Source organism: Desulfofundulus sp. TPOSR, from assembly GCF_011393055.1.
GTDB classification, from domain to species: Bacteria; Bacillota; Desulfotomaculia; order Desulfotomaculales; family Desulfovirgulaceae; genus Desulfofundulus; species Desulfofundulus kuznetsovii.
In genome coordinates this window covers 490,397-506,651 of sequence record NZ_JAAOEF010000004.1, presented here as the reverse complement: position 1 = coordinate 506,651, position 16,255 = coordinate 490,397, and the positions used below count along the sequence as shown (strand labels likewise).

The window sequence follows — 16,255 nt, the reverse complement described above, 5'->3', positions numbered from 1 at the left end:
TTGCCGGGCGGGGGCGCACCCCGGGTTGGTGGGTGGGAGCTTGCCGGATATGCCTGACCGGCGCCAGTGGGGAGCGTCCTGGCCCGGCTTTTGGTATAATGGGTGGTATAATACAGAAAAAGAGAGGGGGGCTGGCGCTTGTACCGTGTGTACCTGGTTGAAGACGAAGTAAACCTGAGCAAAATACTGGTTTCCTACCTGGAAAAAGAGGGCTGGGAAGTGCGGTCCTTTTACGATGGCCAATCCGCCCTGCAGGCCGTGGGAGAGCATCCCCATCTTTGGATTCTGGATATTATGCTTCCCGATATCGACGGGTACCAGCTCCTGCGCAGCATCAAGGAGGCGTCGCCGGACGTTCCGGTTATCTTTATCTCGGCCCGGGATGCCGATCTGGACCGGATCATAGGGCTGGAGATGGGAAGTGACGACTACCTGGCCAAACCGTTTTCACCCCGGGAACTGGTTATCCGTGTTCACCGTCTTCTGGAACGGGTTTACAAATCAACGCCGGAAAACTCATTGATTAACCTGTATCCCTATGTACTGGATGAAGACAGGCGAATGGTTCTCAAGGGGAAGGAAAAGATTGAATTAACATCCAAGGAATTCGACCTGCTTTTGTTTTTTGCCAGGCGAAGGGGGCAGGCCCTGTCCAGGGACCAGATTATCAACCACGTATGGGGTGCGGACTACGTCGGCAGCGACCGGTCCGTGGACGATCTGGTGCGGCGGCTGCGGAAAAAAATGCCTGACCTCCGCATTGAAACCATATATGGCTTTGGATACAGGATGACGGCCAAATGAAAAAAATTTCGCTGACGGTAAAAATGTGGCTGGCCCTTTCGCTGGTCAGCCTGCTGGTGTATGTGATTGTCATCCTGATCATGCCCTTTCTGGTGCGCAGCTTTTTCACGCTCAACATGATGGGGCCCCAGGCGCCGCCGGAGAAACCGCCTGAAAAAAACGCCCGGCGGGAAGCACCACCCCCCGCTCCACCTCCCGGTCCCCCTGTCCTGGGCAGGCCGGAATTCCGCATCCGTGATTTTATCGTCCTGGAGGACGGGACCACCATTCCCGCAGAGGCCGGGCAAATGTTTTCATCTTCGTTTATCCGGGAAATCCTGCAGAACGCCGTGGCCCAGAAAGCATCCGCCCGTCTGTATGAATATAACCGCGGCCAGGAAAATATCCGCTACGTCATAAGGAAGGAGCAGGCTTACGGGCGCCCCCTCTACCGGGTGGCGCTCATCAGGAAATCCGAAGAAGACAGGTTTATAAAATCCCTGCTGCTGAACTTTCTGGTGTTCACCGGCATTGCTCTGATAATCAGCTGGTTTGCTTCTCTTTTTATTGCCCGCTACCTGACCCGGCCCCTGATCCAAATGGAACGGCATGTAAAGCGTATTGCAAACCGCAACTGGCATGAACCCCTGGAGGTGAATCGTGGCGATGAAATAGGACGGCTGGCCCGCTCCATCGAGGTTATGCGCCGGCAGCTTGTCCGCCAGGACGAAATGCAACAATCCATGCTGCAGAATATCTCCCACGAGTTGAAAACACCGGTCATGGTGATCCGCAGCTATGCCCAGGCCATCCAGGACGGGGTCTACCCCAGGGGCGACCTGGCCGGCAGCATCCAGGTGATCGACGAGGAGGGTGCGCGCCTGGAAAAGCTGATCAAGCAGCTGCTGTACCTGACACGGCTTGATTACCTGGCCACGCGGGAACAGGTTCAAAAAGAGGTAAAATTGAACACGCTGGTTGAAAATATAGTCCAGCGTCTATGCCCGCAGCGGCCGGAGATATCGTGCCGGATGGATCTGCAGCCGGTAAGTATTTGGGGAGATGAAGAAGTTCTGCGGGTTATGGTTGAAAACCTGCTGGAAAACCACCTGCGTTATGCGCTTTCGCGTCTTGAGATCAGTCTCGGGTTAAGCGATGAAAAAAAGGAGATAGTCCTCTCTTTCTGGAATGACGGCTCCAGGATTGAGCCCCACATCCTTGACCAGCTGTTCCAGCCCTTCCATAAAGGGCGGGAGGGCAAATTCGGGCTGGGGCTGACCATAGTGCAGCGGATTGTTAAAATGTACCAGGGAGAGATCAGTTTGAAAAATGAGAGGGGCGGTGTATCTTCGACGGTTATCATTCCACTGGGGAACATTAAATTGAAACCGGTTACCAGCTGAAATACGGGGGGAAGCGGATGCAAAGCGAGCCGAGTTTCTTTTCCAGGCACCTTAAAATTGTTTCCGGTGTCTTCGGGAGAAAAAAAATAATCATCGGTATGGCGGCAATTTTCGTTTTGGTCGTGGCGGGCTTTTATTTTCTGGGTGGAACAAGAAAAGCGAGCGGGAGTTACCTCACCAGTACCGTCAAGAGGAGCACCATTACCAGCAGTATCCCGGCCAGCGGTGTGGTCGAGCCGGTGAAAACAGTTTCCCTGGGTTTTGAAAACGCCGAAGTGATCAAGAAAATATACGTAAAGGTGGGTGACCGGGTTACCGCCGGCCAGCTGCTGGCGGAACAGGACACCGCCAGCCTGGAAGCGCAGGTAATCCAGGCCTCGGCGAATTTGAAGGAGGCCACGGCCAATCTGGAGTTGCTCAAAGAAGGTTCGAGGCCGGAAGAAGTAGCCAAAGCCGAGGCGGACGTCAAAATGGCCCGGGCAAGCTACGATCTGGCGAAATCCAGGCTTGAGCGTTATAAGCAATTTTTCAATGAGGGGTACATTTCACAGGCCGACCTGGACCAGATAATTTCCGATTTTACCACCGCGGAGGCCAAATTGAAGCAGGCCGAGGAATCACTAAAGCTGCTCCGGGCGGGCAACCGCCCGGAAGACATCGCCGCAGCCGCCGCCCGGGTGGAAAGCTGCAGGGCGCAGCTCCAGATGGCCAGGAAAGACCTGGCGGAAGCAAAATTATTCAGCCCCATGGACGGCATTATAAGTGAAGTCAACGGTTCCGAGGGCCAGCGGGCCGCGGCCAACAACAACAATACCAGTGGAGGGGGGGGTCGTCACCATTATTTCGGAAGCCCTGCAGGTCAGGGCACAGGTTAACGAGGCCGACATCGGCAGGTTGAAGGTCGGCCAGAAAGCGGAGTTCACGGTCAACTCCTTCCCCAATAAAACCTTCACCGGCAGGGTGAGCAGCATCTCCCCCCAGGCGTACACGGAATCCAACGTGCAGCTCTACGATGCAGTCATCCAGCTGGATAAAAACCAGGATGGGCTGATGGCCGGAATGCCCGCCAACGTGAATATAATCGTCGACAGGCATGAAAACGTCCTCACCGTGCCCAAAAGCGCCGTTACTTATGCTATCAGTTACCTGAATAAAATGAGACAGGGCGGTGCTCCGGGGCAGCGGCCGTCCGGGAGCGACTCCGGTGGCGGACGCACGGGCGGCGCAGGGGCGGGTGGAGCCGGTTCCACCCGCGGCGGGGGCAATGAAACCGGGACTTCCGGGGCGGCAGGGACGAATGAACAGGGACAGCAGGCCGTCGTCCTTGTCCTGGATAAATCCGGCAAACCCGCGCCCAGGCGGGTGGTTTTGGGGCTGGCGGATCTCACAAGCTATGAAGTACTGGAGGGTCTTGAGGAAGGGGATTTGGTGGTGATAGGTTCCCTGGATCAGCAAACAGGAAGTACGAGCAGCCGGGGCGGCAGCATGCCGTTTATGCCCGGCGGTATGCCTCCCGGCGGGGGTGGTGGCGGAAGGCGATGACCGGGAAGGACGGTCCGCAGCAACCGGGTAGCGTAATTAACCGGTATTACCGTGGGCTGGCGAAAAGTTCCGCGACGCGACACAGCAGGTGAATTCCACGAAATGTTACCAAAAAGCAGTTTCGGATGGTGATGCGATGTGGCCGGGAAGCCGGCAATCGTGCTGGAGAACATCACAAAAATATACCACATGGGGGAAACCCGGGTTATCGCCTTGAAGGGAATAAACTTGACCGTTCAGGAAGGTGAAATGGTTGCCGTTATGGGTCCTTCCGGTTCGGGCAAGAGCACCCTCCTCAACATCCTGGGCTGCCTGGACAGGCCTACCGGGGGAACCTATTACCTGGGCGGCGAGGATGTTTCCCGGCTGAATAAAAACCAGCTGGCCCTTATCCGCAACAAAAGAATAGGTTTTGTTTTCCAGAGCTTCAACCTGCTGGGAAGGTTCCCGGTGCTGGCCAATGTCCAGCTGCCGCTGGTCTATGCCGGGGTGGGAAAGAAGGAGATGGTGGAAAGGGCAAAGGAGGCCCTGGACTGGGTCGGGATGTCCCGGTATGCGCACCACTATCCCGGCCAGCTGTCGGGGGGGGCAGCAGCAGAGGGTGGCCATCGCCCGGGCCCTGGTAAACGACCCGTCCATAATCCTGGCCGACGAACCCACGGGTGCCCTGGATTCAAGGACAAGCATAGAGATTATTTCGGTCATCCAGAGGTTGAATATGGAAAAAGGCATCACTGTGGTGATGGTCACCCATGAAAAAGACATCGCCCTGTACTGCCGCCGCCTGGTCAACATGAGGGACGGTTGCATCCTGGGCGATACACCGGTGCCGAGCCCGGGGAATGCCGCCGAGGATCTGGCGGCCGTTCCGGAAGAAAGGGGGGTGCCGGCTTGAACTTCCTGCACAACCTGGAAGTGGCCTTAAACGGTTTGCGGGCCAATAAAATGAGATCTTTCCTGACCATGCTCGGCATTATCATCGGTGTGGCCGCGGTCATCATCATGATCTCCCTGGGGCAGGGCGCCAGCAAGAGAATTACCAGCCAGATTGCCAGCATGGGTTCAAACTTGCTTTTAGTCTTTCCCGGGGCCGGGCAGGGTCCCGTGCGCGGGGCTTCGGGCAGCGTCAACACCCTCACCCTGGAGGATGCGGAGGCCATAGCCGGACTCAGCATGGTGGCCCATGTGGCGCCGGAACTGCCTGCCAGCGGCACCCTGAGTTACGGCAGCCAGACCTGGACCGCCCGGGTTGTCGGCACCACGCCGGAAATGCAGGTAATTAAGGACTGGCCTGTGAGCGCGGGTTCGTTTTTCAGCGGGGACGACGTGAGAAGTGCCGCCATGGTGGCGGTCCTGGGCAAAACGGTGGTGGACAACCTTTTCCTGCCGGGTACCAACCCGGTGGGTTCGACAATCAGGATCAATAAATTGCCCTTTACAGTGGTGGGAGTCCTCTCTTCCAAGGGGGCTTCCATGGGGGGACAGGATCAGGACGATGTGGTGTATATACCGGTGAGTGCGGCGCAGAAAAGGTTGCTGGGGGTCAATCATGTCGGCCTGATCAATGTACAGGCCGAAACGCCGGAAAGCATGGCCTTCGTCCAGAGCAGCATCGAAAGCCTGCTGCGGGAGAGACACCGCCTGACCGGTTCCAGCTCCGATGATTTTAGCGTGCGCAACCTGACTTCCGTTCTGGAAGCCGCGGAGAACACCACGGCCATCATGACCCTCCTCCTGGCCAGTGTGGCGGCGGTATCCCTTCTGGTGGGCGGTATAGGAACCATGAATATCATGCTGGTTTCCGTTACGGAGAGGACAAGGGAAATCGGCCTGCGCATGGCCGTGGGAGCAACCGAAAGCAATATCCGTAACCAGTTCCTGGTGGAAGCCCTGGTTCTCTGCCTGATTGGCGGGGTTGCGGGAATTCTCGTGGGAATCGTCGGCTCCAGGGTAATCTCCAAAGCTTTCGGGTGGCCGACGTATGTCACGCTGTCTTCCATATTATTATCCGCGGGTTTCTCGGCGGCGGTGGGCATATTCTTCGGGTATTACCCCGCCAGGAAGGCGGCAGGCCTAGACCCCATTGAAGCGCTCCGCTTCGAGAGGTAGGAAGCCTGAAGATCCCCGGTTTTTGAACCCTGCTCTGGCTCGTATTGAACGGCTGCCGAGACCAGTCTGGCTCCCACACTCACGGTAAATTGTGTTCTTTGGTAAGAAGCGGTTAAAAATAGCTTCTGCCCTCCGTTTGCTCTGGTACTCATTGGTTCCGGGTGCCTGTACGGGAAACTGAAAAGCAGGCGACTGGCAGTGGCACCACCGGGAACTCCGGTTGCGGTGAGTGATGGGCGGCCGCTTTCACCACCTGTTGGTGGCGCTTAATAGATATCCGGTCGAGGGGAGAACTAGTGATGAAAAAACTGGTATTTACAGTTCTTATGGCAGCTTTGGCCTTTTTCAACGTGCTGCAGCCTGCATTGGCCGGGGAGCCCGCCCGGCCCGAGCTTTCGTTGAGCAAGGCCATAGAGATGGCTGTAAAGCAAAGCAAGGATCTGAAAATGGATGAACTGGAAATAAAACGCACGGAGGCACTGCGTGAGGAAGCGGCGGACCGGCTCAGCTTCACCCCCACGGAGGGCAGCAGTTATGACCCGGAGGTGGAAGCGGCCTGGTATTCTTTGTTGCAGGCGGACCTGACCTGGCGCATGTCCAAGAAAAGCTATGACGCCCGGCTCGACGGCATCACCCTGGCTGCATGCCAGCTGTACTGGAATGTGCTGAAAGCCCGGGAAAGTGTAAAGGTAAAGGAACTGGCCCTGGAGCTGGCCCGCCTGGAGCTGCAGAAGTCCCAATCGGCGTACCGGTTGGGTTTAACCGGCAGGCTGCAGAGCAGCGGTTCGGCGGCCTCCGTAAAAGGGCTGGAACAGGCCGGGGCGGATGTCGCTAAAGCGGAAAGCGAACTGGCGGCAGCGCAAAATGAACTGGATAAGGCGTATTTAAAGCTGAACCAGCTGCTGGGGCTGCATCCCGGCGACCGGCCGGTTCTGGTTGATAAACTGGAGTTTTGCCCGCTGCAGGTGGCAAACCTGGACACCGAGGTGAACCGGGTGCTGGAAAGCAGCCCGTCCGTGTGGCTTGCCGAACAGAAAGTCACCCAGAAGAAATATAGCACCGACCTGATGTTTGCCAGCGGACAGTACACTCCCTATGACGTACGGCGGGCGGAACTGGCACAGGCCGAACTGGATGCCCGGAACGCCAGAGATGCCGTGGAAATGCAGGTGCGCGAACTGTACCATACCTTGAAAAGCCTGGAGGAATCGTACAGATCCGCGGAACAAGCGGTAGCCACGGCCCAGGAGGAGCTAAAAGAAAAACAGGTCATGTTCCGGCTGGGCATGGCGACCAGGGTGGATGTACTGGCGGCGGAAGTAAGCCTGGCCAGCGCAAATTACGCGCTGACAGATCTCGCCGCACAGCATTCCTACAACAAAATGGTGTTCCAGAAACCCTGGGCGCCTGCGTACAGCGGCACCGGCGGGTAACCTTCCGGCGGCAGGTGATGTAACAAGCAGCAAAGTTCGTTTCCAGGGCGACAGCATTACCCTGGAAACGGACCATATGAATTAAAGGAGATAAGAAAAGGGGCTCGGTGCAAAGCCCTTTTTCTTATTTGGCAAATTGTTCTGATTTGTATATCGAATTTTTATCTTTTTTGCTGATAGTGAAGGAAATTTGCCGGTTGTTAGAGAACAAACTGGAATAAGTTTGGTAGCCGCAGGAGTTCCTGAAAAAGACTAAACCTGCAAAGAGAAGACAAATCTTTGGGAGGTAATGGCCGGGTTGCCGGTTGGGCGGGTGATTTTATTGAATTTTATACCGGTCATCCGTGGCTGCCGCAAAAAATCAATGATAAAGACTAAAAGAAAGAAGGTTTGTAGCAGCTACCAACAGGCCAACAAATATTGACAAAACATGACAAAACAGCTACCATAAAGTTATGGAACTATTAACCATCAGCAAAGCAGCAAAAAAATTAGGCGTTCATCCCAACAGCCTGCGCAACTGGGAAAAGCGCGGCTTAATCAAGCCCGTCCGTTTGCCCGGGGGCCAGCGCCGGTACTCTATGGACGAACTCAACAGGCTCCTGCAGTCGGGCCAGTTGACTGACGGGCAGGAAGCAGTCGTGCTTTATGCCCGGGTATCCACAAAAAAGCAGGCCGACGCGGGCAACCTGGACCGGCAAATGGAACGGTTGCGGCATTACGCCCGGGAAAACGGTTTTACCGTCAGGGCAGAATTCACGGACGTAGCCAGCGGCTTAAACCAGAAGCGTCGCGGTTTAACAAATGTACTCAAGCTGGCCGAGCAGGGCGAGTATAAGAAGCTCATTATCGAATATCCCGACCGGCTGGCCCGGTTTGGTTATTCGTACCTTGAACGGCACCTGAAATACTGCGGTGTGGAGATAATCGCCATAGCGGAAAAAGAGCCGGAGGACGTCAATTCCGAGCTGGTCCGGGACCTTTTGGCCATAGTCACGACCTTTTCGACCCGTTTGTACGGCGCCAGGGGGGGCAAGAAGGTCAGGCAGGGGTTTCGGGAACTGATAGCGGGAGTAACACGGGATGAAGAAGCAGAAAAAGAAACCGATCAATCCTGAAGACGGCATAAAATATACCGTATGCGGCGAATGGTTTCCAGAAGTATATCCGGCCGGACGCAATTTAAAGTGGGCCAGAAGGGAAGAAGACCCTCTGGCCACGGAAATGCGCCTTTTTTGTGCTTGTACCCGCTGGGCGTTCAACCGGCTGCAGGAAGGCCGTTCCCGTGAAGAGCTTAAAAAAGAAGGCCAGAAGTTATTTGGCATAAACTCCCGTTTTTGTGACGATGCCATATTGAAGGCAAAGGCCATTATTGAATCACAGCGAGAACTGCTGGTTTTGGAAGTTGAGGAAACGGAAACGAAGCTGGCCCGTGCCAGGAAGAAACTCGGCTGGGCGGAAAAAGGCCTGGGCAAAGCGGTTGAAGCAAACGACCCGGTAAAAATCGAGAAAGCTAAACGCGCCGTACACGGCCGCAAAGCGCGGGTCAAAAAACTGAAGACGAAGCTGGATGAGCTGAAAACCCATCAAAGTAACGGCACCATACCCGCCGTAGTCTTTGGGGGCCGTTCTTTGTGGAAGGGGATCTGTAAAGGCCGGGTTTCGAGAGAAGAGTGGCGGCAAGTCCGGCAGAACCGGCTTTTTGCCCGCGGCGACGAAACCAAAGGCGGCAATCCGAATATCAAGATAAGCTATCGAAACGGGGATTTTTCCCTGTCAGTAACCATTTCTCACCTGTCCGAACAGAAAGGGACGGACAAGAAGGGCAGGCCGGTGATGACCAGGGCACCCCGGGTAACGGGGAAGCTCTGGCTGCCGGAGAAGCACCGGTTGAAGGTGTGGGAGTTGCTCCTTTCGAGCGCGCCCTACACTGTGGAACTGCTCAGGGGCAGGGACGGCCGGTACAGGATGCATATTTCCTTCGCCATAACAACACCTGAACCGGTGACCAATCCCAACCGGGGCTATCTGGGGATGGACACCAACCCGGACGGTGTGGCTCTGGCCAACGTCGGTTATTTCGGCCATCCGGAACCCTGGCCGGAAGGATTCACTGTACCACATCCGAAGGCCCTGCACAAATTTGCCGGGGAATTTCAGGTGACGGTACACCCGAACGGTTTTCTGTACATCAAGATACCGGAACTTGCTTATAGTCGCGGGTACCGGCGCACATACTTAATTGGCGTGCTGGCCAAAGTGGTGGTGGACACAGCAAAAGCTCTGGGCAAGCCCATCGCGTTGGAGGACCTGGACTTCGGGAAAGACCGGCTGGATACCAACAAGAAATTCAACCGCATGGCGGCCAACTTTCCGTTTAAGAAGATAATCGAGGCCGTCATGCGGAGGGCATTCAAGGAAGGTATTGGAGTAAAGCCGGTCAGGCCGGCGCACACGTCCACCATCGGCTATTACAAGTACATGGAGCGGTACGGGGTAATTGTCCACCACGCCGCTGCATTGGTTATTGCCCGGCGTGCGATAGGCTTTAGAGAGCGTATTACCAACGAGTTGAAGCAAAAAGTTCAAGCCGTCAAAGAAAAGCTGAACCGAAAGGTGGATTCCTTACCTGGGGAAGGAAGAGGGATGACCCGAAAGGTGAAGCGGCTCTTCAAGCGGCTGGACGGAAAGATTCTTGTCCACAACGGGCTGACCCGTTACAAGCAGGAATCATTTTATTCTATCTGGCACGACTTAAAGGAGCTGTTTTTGCTGAGTAGGTGACCCCGTTTAGCCGGTATCGGACAAACCGGTAGGCCGTACCTAACAGGTCGCGGGGGGCGGAGTTAACCTCCCTCCAGGCGGTCCACGTAAAGGCCTCGCGTCCTTGCGCCCGTCTGGAGCAGGATTTTTCCATCTCCCGTCCGGGTGTGACTCCCGGGGCCGAGGTCTCCCTGTCGCTGCAGTCTGCTCCCAGGGGCGGGCAAATCCAGTCCGGAAAGGAGCGAAAGCCTGGTCATGGGGAGGCCGCTTAACAAGAAATGGTACAATGTATCAGGAATTGTTAAGTATTTTGAACCAGGGAGCGCTGGAAGAGAGGCAAATTTTATAAGCCGGCAACCATTAAAAATAAACAAAAAGGCCACCCGCGATATGGCCCGGATTGTCGAGCAGTTCAGCAAGAGCAGCCAGCAGCTCAGCGGCGCCGCCCAGGACACTGAAAACGCCGTTCAGCAGACATCCCAGTTGGCGCAGGAGCTGGCCAGGCGGGCGGAAGACCTGAATGTGGCGGTAAGTGTTTTTCGACTGGCGTAAAGCCGCCGGAAAATATCGTGGAGCCGGGGACACCATTCCGGGCGGGAAGACCCGCCGGTTAACGCGTGGAGATTTTATTCAGGGTGCTTCCGAACGGGGAAGCACTAATTTTTTAAAAAGTTGGCCAGGACATCAAGTATATCTATCGTCCGGACAACCCCCACGACCTTGCGTTCCTTGTTGAGAACGGGAATATGGTTTACCTGGTTGGCTAGAATAACGCGTGCCACTTCTTGAATAGGGGTGTTTTCGTCAACAAAAACCTGTACGACGGGCCGCATTACCTTTTTAACCTTTGTATTCTTTAGCCGCTCCCTTTCAATGCGCACAAAGAAGGTTCCCAAACTGTCCGTAGACCAGATGTCTTCTTCAACGCCATAGGCAGCCAGAGCCTTCAAGATTGTTCTGGTAGTTAAAAAGCCCACTATGTTGCCATGATCATCCAGAACGATTAAAGTGCGGTAACCCCTGGGGATGGCGTTTCCAAACACCTCCAGGGCATGCTTAAAACTGTCGTCAGCATTAACGGTGGCGTAGTTAGAAATGGGGACCATAATGTGCTTGGCCAGCCGTTCGGGCATTTTATTCCCCCCTTGTCTGATTGTTGATAGGCAATAGAATAATAAACCTTATTGATTAAACCTTTCAACAACCCGGGGCCGAATCGTTGTTTTTAACGCCCGGCGCTGGATGAAGAAAAGGCGAAAATTTCACAAAGATTGGCGAAACTTTTGCTTTAAGAAACCAGGAACTTTAAGAACAACAAATAATAACCTCTCTGGCAGGCCAACCTACTGCCGGGAGGTGTTTTTATGATCAAAGCGCGCAATCTTTACAACAGGGGGAAAGTTCGGGGGATCCTCAGTCTATATTTCCCGCCTCCATTTAAGGTATCCGCACTTACGACCCAGAATTTACCTGAGACAGCCGGCAACAGGTTCGTGAGCAAGGGAGGAAATCCTGAAAAACCCTGAACTTTTTGTTGCTCCATGCAGGATTCTGTTGCCAGAGTGAGAATAATTATATCCTGTGTTTTTGATAGGGCCGCCTTATTCTGGTTAACATAATCCTGGTCTGTTCTGGCGTTAAACCGGCCCTATTTCATTTTTACTGGAGATGGTAGTTCTCCCATGGCCATTTTTAGCGAATTTTTGGGAGTAACGCTGGGGGTGGTCCTTACCGCCCTTGGGCTGGATCTCTTCCTGGTGCCAAATAAGATTGCCGCCGGGGGAGTAAGCGGCCTGGCTACAGTCTTCCACTACCTCACCGGTGCTCCCGTGGGGATGACCATGCTGGCGTTAAACGTCCCCCTTTTTGCCATGGGCATTTACCGGCTGGGTCTGAAATTTGGCTTTCGCTCCCTTTACGGCACCATCAGCCTGTCCCTGGTGGTGGACGCGCTGGCTCCCTATCTCCCCGTGCCCACCCACGATCCCCTGCTGGCCAGCATTTTCGGCGGGGTGCTCACCGGCCTGGGGCTGGGTCTGGTTTTTCGCTACCGGGGCACTACCGGCGGCACAGACCTGGCCGCCGCTGTTTTGCGCACCTACACCGGTGCCAACGTGGGCCAGCTCCTTTTCCTGGTGGACGGCATAGTAGTGCTTATTGCAGGGTTTACTTTTAACTCCTGGGAGCTGGCCATGTACGCCCTGATCACCATTTTTGTTACCGCCTGGCTTATCGACCTGGTGCAGGAGGGGATCAGCTACACCAAGGCCTTTTTCATCATTTCCCAAAAGAAGGATGAAATTGCGGCCGCGGTGCTGCGGGAGCTCAACCGCGGCGCCACCGCCTTAAAGGGCCGGGGAATGTACACCGGTATGGAGAGGGATGTCCTGCTGGTGGTGGTGAACCGCTCCGAGGTGACCCGTTTAAAGGATCTGATCTACAAGGTGGACCGGGAGGCCTTTGTCATCCTGGCCGACGTGCACGAAGTGCTGGGAGAAGGATTCAAACAGTGGCGGGAATCATGATTTTATTTAACATAAAAATTTTTGTCCAGGGAGTGTTCAAGATGGATGGGGAAAAAATTAAAAGGCTGGAAGAGAAGGCCCGGGAAATCCGCCGGCACATAATCCGCATGACCGGCGCCGCCGGTTCGGGCCATCCCGGCGGTTCTTTGTCCAGTGCCGATATTGTCACCGCCCTCTACTTCGAGGTAATGCGCATTGACCCCCAGAATCCCCGCTGGCCCGGCCGGGACCGCTTTGTCCTTTCCAAGGGGCATGCTGCGCCGGTGCTTTATGCGGCCCTGGCGGAAAGGGGATTTTTCCCTGTGGAGGAACTCCTCTCCCTGCGCCGCCTGGGCAGTCCCCTGCAGGGGCACCCGGACATGAAAAAATTGCCGGGAGTGGAGCTCTCCACCGGCTCCCTGGGGCAGGGGTTGTCTGCTGCCAACGGGATGGCCCTGGCGGCCAGGCTGGACGGCCGGGATTACCGCGTTTACGTTCTTCTGGGCGATGGGGAGATTCAGGAAGGGATGGTCTGGGAGGCGGCCATGGCGGCGGCCCACTACCGGCTGGACAACGTGACCGCCTTTCTGGATTACAATGGCCTGCAGATTGACGGGCCCGTTTCCAAAGTTATGTCCGTGGAACCGGTGGCCGAGAAATGGCGCGCCTTTGGCTGGTACGTGCAGGTGATTGACGGCCACAACATGAAAGGAATTCTCCAGGCGGTGGAAAAGGCCCGGGCCGTGCGGGACAAACCCCAGATGATCGTGGCCGAAACGGTAAAGGGCAAGGGAGTATCCTTTATGGAGAACATGGTGGAATGGCACGGTGTGGCCCCCAAACCCGAGGAAGTGGAGCGGGCCCTGGCCGAGCTGGCTTAAAAAAGGGGGTATTGATTTAAATGAAAAAGATTGCCACCCGGGATGCCTACGGAGAGGCTCTGGTGGAGTTGGGGCGGGAAAATCCCGACGTGGTTGTGCTGGACGCAGACCTGGCCAAGTCCACCAAAACCATCGAGTTTGCCAAACACTTCCCGGAACGCTTTTTCGATATGGGTATAGCCGAACAGAACATGATTGGGACGGCCGCCGGCCTGGCTGCGGCCGGAAAAATTCCCTTTTGCAGCACCTTTGCCATTTTTGCCACCGGCCGTGCCTTTGAGATAATTCGCAACAGCGTGGCCTACTCGCGGCTCAACGTCAAGATTGCCGCCAGTCACGCCGGCGTCACCGTGGGGGAGGACGGCGGTTCCCACCAGTCGGTGGAAGACATCGCCCTGATGCGGTCCCTGCCCAACATGACCGTGCTCGTTCCCGCCGATGCGGTGGAAACCCGGGCGGCGGTGCGGGCGGCGGCGCAAATCCAGGGCCCGGTTTACATCCGCCTGGGGCGTCCGGGGGTGCCCGTATTGCACGGGGACGATTTTCATTTCGAGCCCGGCCGGGCGGTAACCATGCGGGAAGGCAATGACGCCACCATCATCGCCACCGGGGTTATGGTGGCCGCCGCCCTGGAAGCCGCCGGCCTGCTGGAGCAGGAGGGTATAGGGGTGCGGGTGGTCAACATGCACACCATCAAGCCGCTGGATGAGGAGGCGGTGATTGCGGCCGCCCGCGAGACGGGGGTCATCGTTACCGCCGAGGAGCATTCCGTCATCGGCGGCCTGGGCGGGGCGGTAGCGGAGGCCGTCTGTGCCTGCCATCCCGTGCCCGTCTACCGGGTGGGCGTACCCGATGTTTTTGGCGAATCGGGCAAGCCCGGGGAATTGCTGGAAAAATACGGTCTCACTGCCGCGCACCTGGCGGCCAGAGTGCGGGAGGCAGTAACAAAGAAAGGCAGGAGGTAAAATATTGCACTTCATACAACCCCCTCTCTTTCCGGGAGGGGTTGTCTGCTTTTTTCTGGTTTTTTAAGAGGATTTCTGGAGAGCCTGTCGAAGTGTATACAAAAAAGCTGAAGTATCCCCAATTTTTTAAAGCCCCTGCTTTGGTTCGTTGGCGGACGACTTGAGCCGAGCGTTATTAGGGGGAGGATGCGGCGCTGTCAGCGCGTGACAACGCGGCACCATGGCGGGATCACTGAATTTACCTGTAAAAGCCTGTGCAGCATGGTTTGCGACGTAACTGAGGTGGCGGTAATGATCCGTTTTTACGGTGTGACTAAAATCTACCCCAACGGGGTTAAAGCCCTGGATAATGTGAACCTGCACATTAGAAAGGGTGAGTTTCTCTTTCTGGTAGGCCCCAGCGGAGCGGGCAAGTCCACCCTGACCAAGCTGATTTTCCGGGAAGAGTTGCCCACCCGGGGGCAGGTCCTGTTTAACGGCAGGAACGTGGCCCGCCTTCGCTCCCGGGAAATACCCTACCTGCGCCGCAAGATAGGGATGGTATTTCAGGATTTCCGTTTGCTGCCCCAGAAGACGGTTTTTGAGAACGTGGCCTTTGCCCTGGAGGTAACCGGAGCCTCCTCCCGGGAGATTAAAAGGCGTGTTCCGGAAGTGCTCAAGCTGGTTGGTCTGGAGGGTAAGGCCAAAGTGTTGCCTGCGCAGCTTTCCGGCGGGGAACAGCAGCGGGTGGGTATTGCCCGGGCCATTGTGAACAACCCCGTACTGCTCATTGCCGACGAGCCCACCGGCAATCTGGACCCGGAAACTTCCTGGGGGCTGATGGAACTGTTTCAAAAAATAAACAATAACGGAACCACCATCCTTATGGTTACCCACGCCCGGGAAATTGTGGATGCCATGAGAAAGCGGGTGGTGGCCCTGGAATCCGGGCGTATTGTGCGGGACGAGGAATGCGGAGGGTACCGCCATGAGGATTAGAACCTTCGTCTACTATTTCCGGGAGGCTTTTTTATCTATCTTCCGGAACAGCTGGCTGTCCCTGGCCGCGGTGGGCACGGTGACCATATCCCTGCTTATTTTGGGTTGTTCCCTGCTGCTGGTGGTGAATACGGACCGGCTCGCGGATCAACTGGAATCCAGTCTGGAAATCAGCGCTTTTTTAAAGGATGGCCTCAAACAGGAAGAAATCCGGGAGTTAAACGATAAAATCCGCTTCCTTCCCGGCGTGGTACAGGTGCGGTTTATTTCCAAAGAAGAAGCCCTGGAGGAAATGCGCCGCAGCTTCGGCCCGCGCAAAGAGATTTTGGACGGCCTGGAGGGGGATAACCCCCTGCCCGACACCTTCCGGATTAAAACGCGGCGGGCAGATCAGGTGGTGGAAGTGGCCCGGAAGGTTGCCTCCATGGACGGGGTGGAGGATGTGCGCTACGGCCAGGGCGTGGTGGAGAGGTTGGTGGTGGTGACGCACTGGGTGCGGGTGGCCGGAATAGGAGCCATGATCCTGGTAGGTACGGCGGCGGTATTTTTAATTTCCACCACCATTCGCCTCTCGGTGTTTGCCCGCCGGCGGGAAATCGGGATTATGAAGTACCTGGGGGCCACCAACTGGTTTGTGCGTTTTCCCTTTTTAATTGAGGGAATGGTCCTGGGGCTGCTGGGTTCCCTGCTGGCGGCAGCGCTGGTGTACACCGGGTATTTATCGCTGGTGGAACATATGGCCCGGGCCATGCCCTTCATCCCCCTGGTTTCCGACGGGCGGGTCCTGTTCAGCCTTCTGGCGGGCCTGGTGGGGCTGGGGCTGTTTATAGGTGCCCTGGGCAGTACCATATCCATTCACCGGTTTTTAAATGTTTAGTTTTTTGGGGGGAGATG

15 protein-coding genes and 1 pseudogene are annotated in these 16,255 nt (G+C 56.0%); 15 read left to right on the top strand and 1 reads right to left on the bottom strand.

Features of this window, described 5'->3' with window-relative positions; all coding sequences use genetic code 11:
- Positions 1-138: 138 nt before the first annotated feature.
- From G7K71_RS18170 to G7K71_RS18130, 10 genes and pseudogenes are all read left to right on the top strand, one after another.
- Positions 139-804, top strand: a complete 666-nt coding sequence (locus G7K71_RS18170; RefSeq protein WP_166349451.1) for a response regulator transcription factor — start codon at positions 139-141, stop codon at positions 802-804.
- Positions 801-2,186: a cell wall metabolism sensor histidine kinase WalK gene (locus tag G7K71_RS18165; protein ID WP_166349449.1), complete on the top strand. Its 1,386-nt coding sequence runs from the start codon at positions 801-803 to the stop codon at positions 2,184-2,186. The genes G7K71_RS18170 and G7K71_RS18165 overlap by 4 nt, the downstream gene beginning before the upstream one ends.
- A gap of 17 nt (positions 2,187-2,203) precedes the next feature.
- The gene (locus G7K71_RS19665) at positions 2,204-3,061 is read left to right on the top strand and encodes an HlyD family secretion protein (RefSeq protein ID WP_243175096.1); all 858 of its coding nucleotides are present in this window, start codon (positions 2,204-2,206) and stop codon (positions 3,059-3,061) included.
- On the top strand, positions 3,003-3,728 hold the full coding sequence (locus G7K71_RS19660) for an HlyD family efflux transporter periplasmic adaptor subunit (protein ID WP_313885028.1): 726 nt from the start codon (positions 3,003-3,005) through the stop codon (positions 3,726-3,728). Before G7K71_RS19665 ends, G7K71_RS19660 begins: the two co-directional genes overlap by 59 nt.
- A 138-nt stretch (positions 3,729-3,866) precedes the next feature.
- A pseudogene (locus tag G7K71_RS18155) lies at positions 3,867-4,623 on the top strand (ABC transporter ATP-binding protein).
- Positions 4,620-5,837 carry an ABC transporter permease gene (locus G7K71_RS18150; RefSeq protein WP_207713028.1) on the top strand — a complete coding sequence of 406 codons (1,218 nt, stop codon included), beginning with the start codon at positions 4,620-4,622 and terminating at the stop codon, positions 5,835-5,837. Before G7K71_RS18155 ends, G7K71_RS18150 begins: the two are co-directional and overlap by 4 nt.
- Positions 5,838-6,136: 299 nt before the next feature.
- Positions 6,137-7,270, top strand: a complete 1,134-nt coding sequence (locus tag G7K71_RS18145) for a TolC family protein (protein ID WP_166349446.1) — start codon at positions 6,137-6,139, stop codon at positions 7,268-7,270.
- A gap of 455 nt (positions 7,271-7,725) precedes the next feature.
- Positions 7,726-8,388: an IS607 family transposase gene (locus G7K71_RS18140; RefSeq protein WP_166349443.1), complete on the top strand. Its 663-nt coding sequence runs from the start codon at positions 7,726-7,728 to the stop codon at positions 8,386-8,388.
- Positions 8,354-10,054, top strand: coding sequence for an IS200/IS605 family accessory protein TnpB-related protein (locus G7K71_RS18135; protein ID WP_166349441.1), 1,701 nt, complete (start codon positions 8,354-8,356; stop codon positions 10,052-10,054). The genes G7K71_RS18140 and G7K71_RS18135 overlap by 35 nt, the downstream gene beginning before the upstream one ends.
- 369 nt (positions 10,055-10,423) lie before the next feature.
- Positions 10,424-10,585, top strand: a complete 162-nt coding sequence (locus tag G7K71_RS18130) for a hypothetical protein (protein ID WP_166349438.1) — start codon at positions 10,424-10,426, stop codon at positions 10,583-10,585.
- Between the two features lie 104 nt (positions 10,586-10,689).
- Here G7K71_RS18130 and G7K71_RS18125 read toward each other — a convergent pair whose 3' ends face one another.
- Positions 10,690-11,166 carry an HPP family protein gene (locus G7K71_RS18125; RefSeq protein WP_166349435.1) on the bottom strand — a complete coding sequence of 159 codons (477 nt, stop codon included), beginning with the start codon at positions 11,164-11,166 and terminating at the stop codon, positions 10,690-10,692.
- 549 nt (positions 11,167-11,715) lie between these two features.
- On the opposite strand from G7K71_RS18125, the gene G7K71_RS18120 reads away from it, so the two are divergent.
- From G7K71_RS18120 to ftsX, 5 genes are all read left to right on the top strand, one after another.
- Positions 11,716-12,558 (top strand): YitT family protein, encoded by an 843-nt coding sequence (locus tag G7K71_RS18120; RefSeq protein ID WP_166349432.1) that lies wholly within the window; start codon positions 11,716-11,718, stop codon positions 12,556-12,558.
- 41 nt (positions 12,559-12,599) lie between these two features.
- Entirely contained in the window at positions 12,600-13,418 is an 819-nt protein-coding gene (locus G7K71_RS18115; RefSeq protein ID WP_013824313.1) for a transketolase, read from the top strand.
- 20 nt (positions 13,419-13,438) lie between these two features.
- Positions 13,439-14,383, top strand: a complete 945-nt coding sequence (locus G7K71_RS18110) for a transketolase family protein (RefSeq protein ID WP_013824312.1) — start codon at positions 13,439-13,441, stop codon at positions 14,381-14,383.
- Positions 14,384-14,674: 291 nt separating this feature from the next.
- Positions 14,675-15,361 (top strand): cell division ATP-binding protein FtsE, encoded by a 687-nt coding sequence (gene ftsE, locus G7K71_RS18105; protein WP_166349632.1) that lies wholly within the window; start codon positions 14,675-14,677, stop codon positions 15,359-15,361.
- On the top strand, positions 15,351-16,238 hold the full coding sequence (gene ftsX, locus G7K71_RS18100) for a permease-like cell division protein FtsX (protein WP_166349429.1): 888 nt from the start codon (positions 15,351-15,353) through the stop codon (positions 16,236-16,238). Before ftsE ends, ftsX begins: the two co-directional genes overlap by 11 nt.
- Positions 16,239-16,255 lie beyond the last annotated feature (17 nt).